Raw genomic sequence first — 9,765 nt, 5'->3', positions numbered from 1 at the left:
TGGCGGTGCGGATTGGTGGCGGTGCGGATTGGTGGCGGTGCGGATTGGTGGCGGTGCGGATTGGTGGCGGGGCGGATTGGTGGCGGGGCGGCGCGAGCCGTTGGCAATGCGAGGCCGCTGGCCATGCGGGCCGTTGGTGGTGGGCGGGCCGTTGGGGCGGGCGGTTGGCGGTGCCGCACGCGCTGGCGGTGTGGGCCGCTGGCTGGGGACGGTCGGTGGCGGTGCGGATCGGTGGCGGTGCGGATCGGTGGCGGCGTCCGTTCCGCCCTTCACCTCTGGCCGCACCCCCGCGCGCTTCCGCATATGCGAGAGAAACTGCAACAGTGTTTCCGGTCATCGAGTACCCGTGTGGGTGTGGACAACCGGAACCCGGCGCATTTGCGTCACGAAGAACAAGACGAAGAAGCGCCGAGTTCCAGGCAAAGCTCACCTGATCGTGTGCGTCAGTACCCTTGGTAACCGCCGCCCTGGGCCATCGCCTTGAGGCCGGGATGGCCGTCGAAGCCGCCGTAGCGCGAGAACGTGTAGCGGACGCCCGCGATGATGTTGTCCACCGGGTTCCAGATGTCGTCGTGGCCGGGCAGCTTGTGGGCGTTGAACGTCGAGTCGATGCACTGCATCAGGCCCTTGGACGGCGTGCCCTTCTGGGCGTTCGAGTCCCAGAGGTTGATGGCGTGCGGGTTGCCGCTGGACTCCTTCTCGATGATCTTCCAGATCTCGTCGATGTTGTCCTCGGTGACCGGGATCCCGTTGGCCTGCAGGATCTTGATGGCCTCGCGGATCCACTCCTCGACGTTGCCGGGAGGGGGGCTGCCCGAAGGCGGACCGCCGCTGGAGCCGAGGCCACCCATGCCTCCGCCACCTCCGCCCCCACCGGACGAGGCGCCGCCCGACCCGGCACCGCCACCGGACCCGGCGCCACCGCCACCATTTCCAGCGCTGCCACCGTGGTCGGTGACCACCGGCCTGGGCTGGGCGTCCGAAGTGGACGGCCTGGTCGAGTCGTCCGGTGGCGCGGTCGGCACCCACTCGACCGGCTTGCCGGGGGCGGGGGTGAAGGACTCGGTGATCGGGTCCTGCAGGGACGAGAACTTCGGCGTCAGCGCGGCCGGGCGGCCCTTCAGGGTGCCGGCGGCGGCGTTGACGGCCGTTTCTGCTTGCGAGACAACGGGGTTCGCGTCGGCCAGGGCTTCGGCGCAGTAGCCGCGGATGATTCTGTCGACGTCTTCCCGCGGCTGGTTGTGAAGCTGCTGGCGCGTTTGGCGGGCACGGCTCAGCAGGGTTTCGCAGATGCGGCTCATCGAGGACTTCGCGGTTTCCAACGCGTTCGCGGCCGCCTCCAGGTCGGTCGCGGCGCTGTTGAGCGCGTCGGCCATCGAGGTGCCGCACTTGGTGAGGTTGGCCATGTAGGCGACGAAGCCGTCCGCCGACTTGCCCTCCCAGGCGCCGTCCAGTTGCGTGACGGACCTCTGCAGGGTGTTCGTGTGGTCGCCGCACTTGCCCGCTGCCTGCTTCCAGCGGTTCGCGATGTCGCGCACGGCCTGGGGTTGGGCGGTCTCGACCTTGTCGGCGAGCGCGGCCAGCCCGGCGCCGCCCGGGAGTGCCGCGACCTCGTCCATCGCGCTCACGTCACACCGCCCTCATGGAGTTCTTGTTGGCTTCCTCGATGTCGTCGACGTTGGTCCGGATCGCGTCGAGCGCGCTCTCGAGCTTGCGGAGAACCCTTTCTGCCGCCTCGAACTCCTGCGTGCCGGCCTGGTCCACCGCGGTCACCGCCGCCGAGATGGCGCTGGAAGCGCTCAGCTTTCCGAAAATGTCCGGACTGGCGTACTGGTGGGAAAAGCCGTCACCGATAGCGCCGAATTGTCCGGCTTGGCTGCTCACGGTCGTGCGGCACTGTTCCACGGCTTCGGTGTTGAACTTCGCCACAGCCATGCACTTACCCCCTTCGTCCCCTCGAGGACGATAGAACGAATCGCGCCGGGCGAGGCATCGATTCGCTCTTTCGAGACGACCGTGCCCGCCCGCGAACATTCGACGGGCGGGCACGGGCGGGGGTTCCGTGATCAGACCTCTTGCAGCAGCTCCCAGATGGAGGCGGCGAGGCGGTGGTTGTCGACCGGCGTGATCGTGCACCACTTGCGCCCGTCGCTGCTCGGCTTGAGCTGGCGCAGGTAGCGCCCGTTGTGCGTGTCGTGGAAGGAAACGACGCGACCGGCGCGCCGTCCGTTGCGCTGCACGCCGAACTGGCCGCGCGTGGACATGCCGTCGAGCATGCCGGCGAGCTCCTGCGCGTCACCGAGCCGCATTCCCTGCCGCTCCAGCGTGGTGATCATCCGCTGGGCGTCGAGCCCGACGTCCTTGGCCGCGGCCACGAGGTCGTCGTAGGGCAGGCTGATCGAACGCCCGAACCCGGCGGGCATCTCACCCGCGACGGACACCGCCGCCTCGGCGAGGGCGGTGCCGCGGGCCTCGATCAGCCACATCTCGTCGCGGTCCTGCACCGCCAGGATCGCCTCGTCGCCGATCGCCGCCGCGAGCCCGCTGATCTGCCGGTCGGCCCAGATCCACAGGTCGATCGACACCTGCGGGTTCGCGAGCAGCGCGAACCCGTCCGCGAGCTCGGGCACGACCCGGCCGTTGCCGGCCAGGCCCCGTGCCTCGAGCGACTCCCAGGCCCGCTTCACCACCTCCGCCTTCTCGGTGTGGGTGGTGGACGGAATCCGCGTGTCGAGCGCGACGTGCGCGGCCGGGAGGCGTTGCGCCTCCCAGACCACGGCGAACTCCACTGTAGACAGAACCACGGAACCTGGTGCGCTCAACGGTTTACTGGTCCTTCGGGTCTTCGCCGATGACGGACTGCACCACCATGCGGTCGTCACCGAACACGTCGTCGGAGTCGACGCCGTACTTGCGCACGTGCTCGCTGTCCTCCTCGCCGTCACCCTTGACCGGACCGGCCGCGGGCGACATGAGCGGACCGGCGCCCTTGCCAGCCACGCCACCCTTGGCGGCGGCCGCGGCGGAACGGTTCGCCTCGGGCCCGACGCCGCTGGCGCCACCGGGCGTCATCGCACCCGCGGGCCCCTTGCCCGCGGCACCTGCGCCGCCGGCTCCACCGCCGGGCGCGCCAGGCCCACCGGTGCCGGGCTTGCCGCCGCCGATCGTGCTGGGCGCACCCTTCGGCCCGGTGGGCGCGATGGGCGTCTTCGGCGCCTGGCTGGGCCCGCGTCCACCACCGACGACCTGCGGCCCGCGCGCCGCACCCGTCGCACCGGCGAGACCGGTGGCGGCGGCGGTCGCGGCGGTCAGGCCGATCGACGGGGGACCGAACGGCTTGGGCAGGCCGGGGCCGGCCGCGATCGGGCCGGGCGTTCCGGTGCCGGGGAGGACGCCGGTGCTGTTGCCGGGGATGCCCGGGGTCGGGCCGAGGGGGACGCCGGGCGAGCCGGGACTGCCCGGGCTGCCGGGGGTGCCGGTGAAGCCGGGGCCGCCGGGGAGACCGGGGGTGGCGGCTTGGGGCTGGGCCACGGCGGCGCTGGAGGAGGTGGAGACGGCGCCGCTGGCGACCACGATGTCCGGAGCCGGGCTCGGCGCGCGGAACGAGTCGAGCGCGCTCTGACTGTTCGAGGTGTAACCGTTGAGGCTGTCGATCGCCTGCTGACGCGCCCTGTTGGTGGCCTCGACCTCGGCGGCGTGGTCGGTCTCGATGCCGATCAGACCAGCGCCCTTGTCGAGCAGGTTCTTCTCGGTGTCGCCACGCAGCGTGTGGGAGTCCGGTGAGCTGTGGCGCGCGGTGTTGGTGCTGTCGCTCTGACGCGCCACGGCGTCCGAGTTGCCCTGGGTCGCTTCACCAGCGTCGCTGATGCCCTCCGCGGAGACCTTGGTCTTCTCCTGGCTCTTCTCGCCGGCCGCGCCGCCCCACTCGATGCCGAGGACCCTGAGCTGGTTCCGCAGCTCGTTGTCGACGTCCTGCAAGCTTCCGGCGAGGTCGCGGAGGACGTCGGACGCGGCGGCGAACTTGCGGGCGAGATCACCATTGCTGAGTTTCTGGACCTCTTCCGCCAGCTGCCCGTTGGACCAGCCGTCGAAGTTGAAGTCCGCGATTCGCTCGTTACCCGACATGCCTCCCCCTCACTTCAAGGTCTTGAGAGTCTCAACCGCGAGCGCTGACGCCTTCTTCGCGTTGCCGCACAGTTGATCCTGTGACTCGCCCTTCTGAGTGGTCGGCGAGTAGTTCACGTACAGCGCCTGACCTTCGGAAACGTCGACAGCAACGGAACAGTTGACGCCTTCAGTTCCAGTCAAAACGATTTCGGCGGCACCGAAACCGGCCACGTCGATGAGCTTCGAAGTCGTGTTACCGCCGCCGTTGAGCCACGACCGGATGTCCCTGTTGGTCAGCCCCACGACCGTGTAGGTGTACTTGAGGCCGTTCTCGTAGAAGCATCCCGGCTGCTTTCCGAGATCTGACACCTCAACCTGATCAGGTACAGCTTCGGCGACCGCGATAGCGGTCATCTGCGGAGCCGTGAGCAGCTTGCAGGGGTCGACACCGTTGAGCTTCAGGTCAGCAGGGCGCGCCGGCACCTCGGCATCGGGATTGGCCGAACTCGACGGGGTGGAACCACCTGACGTCGGACTGGGCGTGCCTCCGATTCCGTTGCTCGTGCAGGCCGAGCCCGTCACGAGCACGGACACCACGGCCGCAATTGCGCAGATCGACCTGATCACTTCGTCGGCCCGAACGTGGCGGTGATGTCTTCTTCGGTGTACCCGTACTGCTTCGCGGATTCCCGGAGCTGCTGAGAAAGCCCGTCCAAGCTTTCCACGTACTTCCTGATGCGACCCACATAAGAGTCTTCGCCCACGGTCAGCCGGCGGTTCCACAGACCGGCGATGTTCGCACTCACGATGCCCGCGCTGGCACTGTCAACATCGACGTCAAGCCGGGCCTCGGCCTTCTTCAGCGCCCGGTTCAGCACTTCGGCCTGGTCCTGGATGATCGCGCCGGCTTTCAGGACGTTGTCCTTGTTGACGTGGAAGCTCTGAGTCGACGGACCCGACGTCAGCCCGTCCAAGAAGGCCGATGCCGAACGGAACGCACCGACCGCGGCCCCGATCGCGCCACCGGCCACACCCGCGACGGCACTGAGAGCGGCATCCGCCCCCGCGCTCTCCTGTGTCACGACGTCCTACCCCCGTACGGTTGGTAACGGTTCGGTCCCGCTTCGCAGGTTACCAACGCCTGCGTGAGACGCACCTGTGGTTGGACGAAGTGCACCCCTGGCCGGTTCCACGTCACGCTGCGTTCCGTTCCCGCTGGCGGACTGTGGTGATTCCGGTAACTTCCGCGGCCTTGGGGGAGGAACGCACACAGCCACCTGGGGGAACACGTGCACGGTTCACACCGGCCCTATCCGCAGCACCCGTACCAGCAGCACCCGTACCAGCAGCCATATCCGTTGCAGCCGCCACCGAGGAAAAGGCGCACCGGTTTGATCATCACCGCGGTCTTGGCGGTGCTGGTGCTGATCGGAGGAGGGGTCACCGCCGCGGTCGTGCTCAAAAGCGCGGGCGAAGAGGAGGAGGCGGCGGCCGAGCCCGCGGAGGCTCGTGTGGTCGCGCAGAAGACCGAGCCGGAGCCGGTCAGGTACGGCGACGTAGCGGTGGTCGACGCCTGCACCGCCATGCCGGTGGCGCTGCTCGAGGAGCTGGGGTTCCGGGACGCCGCGCACGGCTGGCACAGCCAGCGTTACCTGACGAGGTCGGTGCCCGTCGCGGCCGCCACGGTGAAGGACGAGACCGATGCGTTGTCGTCCTGCCTGTACGAGCCGCTCAACGAGGAGGCGATCACTCGGATCACGTTGTCGGTGAAGCAGGTGCCGTTCAACGACCTGTACCGCGTGGACGGTCCGCGGCGGGACGAGACGGCGTTAAACGTCGCCGGCATCAGGGTCTTCGTGTCGCCTGACGAGAAGCCCGACAGCTTCAACGCGCGCATCGTGGCCAGCGACGGCAAGGTGCAGGCGCATCTGGGCATCAGCAGGATGGCCGACAACAAGGAGATCTCCGACTACCGGGCGACGTTCGACGAGCTGGCGCGGCGGGTCGCGGAGAACGTCGCGAAGGGGCCGCGGGGGCGGACCACGCACGTGCACACCGGGCGTTACGAGGGTGTGCCGAACGCTTGCGACGTGCTGAGCAGCGAGTTGTTCGAGGAGATCACCCGGGGCGAGGACTCCGGCGTGGCCGAGGCCGACTACTACGAGCCGGAGGCGTACGACCGGTTCGAGAACGACAAGGGAGAGGTGAGCCACTTCTACTCCTCCAAGCAGGAGTGCAGGCGGCTCTCGCCCGAGTGGTTCGGGCGAGAGCGCGGGGACGGCAAGGGGCTGAAGATCCACCTGACCACCTACCGCGACGCCGGCATGGCGGTGAGGGACGCGCAGGACTGCAACCCGCAAGCGCCGTCGCGCAGGATCACGGGTGATGCGGTCATGAGCGAGGAGAAGATCGGGGACTTCGCCGCCTGCGGTTTCCTGGTGGGGGACTCGCCGACCATCTCGTTCGTGGCCGGGCGCACGCAGGCGCGGCTCACCGGGTACGGCGACTGGGCGCCGGGCGATCCCGGGGCCTACGTCCGGGAGTTCACGCCCGTCGCGCGGAAGGTCGCCGACGAGGTGCGCGAGGCGATCGGATAGGGCACAGGAAGTCGGGTGAAGACCCGCGGCGCCCCATAGCGTTGAGCACGTGCTGGAACGACTCAACGAGGCCATGGCCCGCATCGAGGAAGACCTCGCGACGGAGGTCGACGTCAAGCTGCTCGCGCGGATCGCGGGCACCAGTGAGTACCACCTGAGGAGGATGTTCAGCGCGCTGGCGGGGATCCCGCTCAGCGAGTACGTCCGGCGCAGGAGGCTCACCAGGGCCGCCGCGGAGGTCCTCAGTGGACAGGACTCGCTCCTCGACATCGCCACGCGGTGGGGCTACGGCTCCAACGAGGCGTTCGCGCGGGCGTTCCGGGCCATGCACGGGGTGGGGCCGCAGGAGGCCCGCGCCGCCCGGAAAGCGTTGCAGTCGCAGCAGATTCTCACGTTCAAGCTGGTTGTCGAAGGGAGCACGAGCATGGAGTACCGGATCGTGGAGAAGGACGCGTTCCAGGTCGTCGGGCGGGGGACGCGGGTGCCGTTGGTGCACCTCGGGATGAACCCCGCGATCGTCGACTTCGTCAAGGGCATCGGCAGGCCGGCGCTGGACCGGATGGAGGCGCTGGGCGACGGGGAGCCGGGAGGGCTGCTCGCGCTCACCTACAACCAGGAAGGGGTCGAGGAGGGTGCGCAGCTCGACTACTTCCAGGGGGTCGTGACGTCGCGGGAGGCGCCGGAGGACATGGAAACCCTTGCCGTGCCGAAGAACACGTGGGCCGTGTTCACGACGGAGGGGCCGTACCCGGAGACGATCCAGCACATGTGGCGGGACGTCTACACGCAGTGGTTCCCGTCGAACAGCTACCAGAGCGCCGAGGGGCCGTCGATGCTCCGCACGGAGATCGACGGGGAGACGGCCAAGGCCGAGTTGTGGATTCCCGTCACCAGCTGAGGGCCAGGCGTTCGACCACGTCCCGCAGTTCGAGGACGGAAAGCCACTCCTGGGGGATCACGGCGACGCCGTCGCGGGCGCCCAGGATGTTGCCGCAGATCGAACCCGTCGAGTCCGAGTCGCCGGAGTGGTTCACGGCCAGCCGTACGGCCGTGGCGAAGTCCGGTGCGACCAGTGCGGCGTGCAGGCCGATGGCCAGGGCTTCCTCGCCGACCCAGCCGCCGCCCAGTTCGGACTCGATCTCCTCCGGAGTCAGCGGGCCCAGGCCCATGACCTTGTCCAGCAACGAGGTCTGCTCCTCGTGGCCGTCCCAGCGGACCAGTTCGGCGCGTGCGGCCGCTACCGCCGACGCCAGGTCCGCGCCGCTCAGCAGTGCTCGGACGATCACTGCCAGGACGCCTGCCGACAGGTAGCCGCTCGGGTGGTGGTGCGTCATCTTCGCCGTGCCCACGGCGAGGGTGAACACCTCGCGCACGTCGTTCGACCACACGGCGACAGGAGCGGCGCGCATCACGCCGCCGCAGCCCTTCGAGTTGTTCTTCCCGTTGTGCCGCAACGCCGTCAGGCACGTGTGGCCCGGTGCTCGCCGTGAGTGCAGGCGCTGGTCCGACATGAGCCAGCCGTCGTCGGCGACCGGCGGGCCGCCCTGCGTGTGCAGCCAGCGCGCGTAGGCGGCCCGCACGGTCAGCAACGGGTCGACGCCGTGCCGGCGGGCCAGCAGCAGGCCCTCCATCGTGAAGAGCACCATCTGGGTGTCGTCGGTGATCTCCAGTTGTGGCAGGTCGACCACGCCCGACGGGCCGTACTGACGGAGGATCACGTCGATCGACGAGAACTCGATCGGCGCGCCGAGGCCGTCACCGACGGCCCCGCCCAGCAGGCAGCCGAGCAGGCTCACGGCACCGTGATCTTGCCGTCGACCGCCTTCGACGCGATGTCCGAACGGTGGTGCGAGCCCGTGAGGTGGATGTCCCCGACCTTCTTGTAGGCGCGCTCGCGGGCCTTCGCCAGGGACTTGCCGGTGCCCACGACCGACAGGACGCGGCCGCCGGCGGACACCACGGCCCCGTCCTCACGGCGGCGCGTGCCGGCGTGCAGCACGCCCTCGGCCTCGGAGCCGGTGATCACGTCACCGGTGCGCGGGTGGCCGGGGTAGCCCTCGGCCGCCACGACGACGGTGACGGCGTAGCCGTTGTCCCACTCCAGCGCGGGCAGCGAGTCGAGCGAACCGGTGGCCGCGGCCAGGAACAGGGCCGAGATCGGCGACTTCAGCAGCGCCAGGACCGACTGCGTCTCCGGGTCGCCGAACCGGCAGTTGAACTCGATCACCTGCACGCCGGACGACGTCAGCGCCAGACCGGCGTACAGCAGGCCCACGAAGGGCGTCTCCCTGGCGCGCAGCTCGTCGACCACGGGCTGCACGCACCGCGCCACGATCTCCTCGACCAGTCCGGGCGGTGCCCACGGCAACGGCGCGTAGGCGCCCATGCCGCCGGTGTTCGGGCCGGCGTCGCCGTCACCCACCCGCTTGAAGTCCTGCGCCGGGATCAGCGGCACGACCGTGACACCGTCGGTGACGCAGAACAGCGACACCTCGGGGCCGTCCAGGAAGGACTCCAGCAGCACCGGGTGCCCGCCGTCGAGCAGCGTCATCGCGTGGGCGCGGGCGGCGGCCAGGTCGGACGTCACCACGACGCCCTTGCCGGCCGCGAGGCCGTCGTCCTTCACGACCCACGTCGGGCCGAACCGGCCGAGGGCGGCGTCCAGGCGGGCCGGGTTGTCCACGACCTCGCTGTGCGCGGTCGGCACCCCGGCGGCGTTCATGACGTCCTTCGCGAACGCCTTCGAGCCCTCGATCCTGGCGGCCGCGCGCGACGGCCCGAAGCACGGGATGCCCAGCGCCCTGACCGCGTCGGCGGCCCCGGCGACCAGCGGTTGCTCGGGGCCGATGACGACGAGATCGGCCTTCCACTCCTTCGCGAGGGTGGCGACCGCCGAGGCATCCGCGACATCGACGCCGTAGATCTCGGCGTGTCCGGCGATGCCCGCGTTGCCCGGCGCGCACGCCAAAGCAGTCAGCTGCGGGTCGCGTGACAACGCGAGGACAAGGGCATGCTCACGGGCTCCAGACCCGATGACCAGGACGCGCACGATGCGCCAGCG

The 9,765-nt window shown here is 69.6% G+C and carries 10 protein-coding genes; 2 read left to right on the top strand and 8 right to left on the bottom strand.

All coding sequences use genetic code 11. The annotated features are described in order from the left end of the window. Positions 1 to 443: 443 nt before the first annotated feature. The 6 genes from BMW88_RS02095 to BMW88_RS41585 form a co-directional block, all read right to left on the bottom strand. On the bottom strand, positions 444 to 1,619 hold the full coding sequence (locus tag BMW88_RS02095) for a transglycosylase SLT domain-containing protein (RefSeq protein WP_089949423.1): 1,176 nt from the start codon (positions 1,617 to 1,619) through the stop codon (positions 444 to 446). Between the two features lie 10 nt (positions 1,620 to 1,629). Then, on the bottom strand, positions 1,630 to 1,935 hold the full coding sequence (locus tag BMW88_RS02090; RefSeq protein ID WP_089948610.1) for a hypothetical protein: 306 nt from the start codon (positions 1,933 to 1,935) through the stop codon (positions 1,630 to 1,632). A gap of 131 nt (positions 1,936 to 2,066) precedes the next feature. After that, positions 2,067 to 2,804, bottom strand: coding sequence for an ESX secretion-associated protein EspG (locus BMW88_RS02085; protein WP_245777517.1), 738 nt, complete (start codon positions 2,802 to 2,804; stop codon positions 2,067 to 2,069). A gap of 22 nt (positions 2,805 to 2,826) precedes the next feature. After that, positions 2,827 to 4,125 (bottom strand): hypothetical protein, encoded by a 1,299-nt coding sequence (locus BMW88_RS02080; RefSeq protein WP_089948607.1) that lies wholly within the window; start codon positions 4,123 to 4,125, stop codon positions 2,827 to 2,829. 9 nt (positions 4,126 to 4,134) lie between these two features. Then, on the bottom strand, positions 4,135 to 4,734 hold the full coding sequence (locus BMW88_RS02075; RefSeq protein WP_177220887.1) for a DUF3558 domain-containing protein: 600 nt from the start codon (positions 4,732 to 4,734) through the stop codon (positions 4,135 to 4,137). Continuing rightward, entirely contained in the window at positions 4,731 to 5,189 is a 459-nt protein-coding gene (locus BMW88_RS41585) for a hypothetical protein (RefSeq protein ID WP_177220885.1), read from the bottom strand. Before BMW88_RS41585 ends, BMW88_RS02075 begins: the two co-directional genes overlap by 4 nt. Before the next feature lie 309 nt (positions 5,190 to 5,498). On the opposite strand from BMW88_RS41585, the gene BMW88_RS02070 reads away from it, so the two are divergent. Beyond that, the gene (locus tag BMW88_RS02070; protein ID WP_089948604.1) at positions 5,499 to 6,704 is read left to right on the top strand and encodes a hypothetical protein; all 1,206 of its coding nucleotides are present in this window, start codon (positions 5,499 to 5,501) and stop codon (positions 6,702 to 6,704) included. Between the two features lie 49 nt (positions 6,705 to 6,753). Further along, positions 6,754 to 7,602, top strand: a complete 849-nt coding sequence (locus tag BMW88_RS02065; protein ID WP_089948602.1) for an AraC family transcriptional regulator — start codon at positions 6,754 to 6,756, stop codon at positions 7,600 to 7,602. Here the strand turns inward: BMW88_RS02065 and BMW88_RS02060 are convergent. Both BMW88_RS02060 and purD read right to left on the bottom strand, forming a co-directional pair. Beyond that, a complete protein-coding gene (locus BMW88_RS02060) occupies positions 7,592 to 8,500 on the bottom strand; it encodes an ADP-ribosylglycohydrolase family protein (protein ID WP_089948601.1) in 909 nt (302 codons plus the stop codon). The two genes, BMW88_RS02065 and BMW88_RS02060, sit on opposite strands and share 11 nt — an antisense overlap. Next, positions 8,497 to 9,753 (bottom strand): phosphoribosylamine--glycine ligase, encoded by a 1,257-nt coding sequence (gene purD, locus BMW88_RS02055; protein ID WP_089948600.1) that lies wholly within the window; start codon positions 9,751 to 9,753, stop codon positions 8,497 to 8,499. The genes BMW88_RS02060 and purD overlap by 4 nt, the downstream gene beginning before the upstream one ends. Between the last annotated feature and the right edge of the window lie 12 nt (positions 9,754 to 9,765).

The organism is Lentzea xinjiangensis (assembly GCF_900110955.1).
Taxonomy (GTDB): domain Bacteria; phylum Actinomycetota; class Actinomycetes; order Mycobacteriales; family Pseudonocardiaceae; genus Lentzea; species Lentzea xinjiangensis.
Note: the sequence above shows the minus strand (reverse complement) of the source record. Positions and strands in the feature narration are given on the sequence as shown.

Bases quoted from the DNA above. Each gene is read 5' to 3' on its own strand.
- BMW88_RS02095 (WP_089949423.1), bottom strand. From the start codon at position 1,619: ATGGACGAGGTCGCGGCACTCCCGGGCGGCGCCGGGCTGGCCGCGCTC.
- BMW88_RS02090 (WP_089948610.1), bottom strand. From the start codon at position 1,935: ATGGCTGTGGCGAAGTTCAACACCGAAGCCGTGGAACAGTGCCGCACG.
- BMW88_RS02080 (WP_089948607.1), bottom strand. From the start codon at position 4,125: ATGTCGGGTAACGAGCGAATCGCGGACTTCAACTTCGACGGCTGGTCC.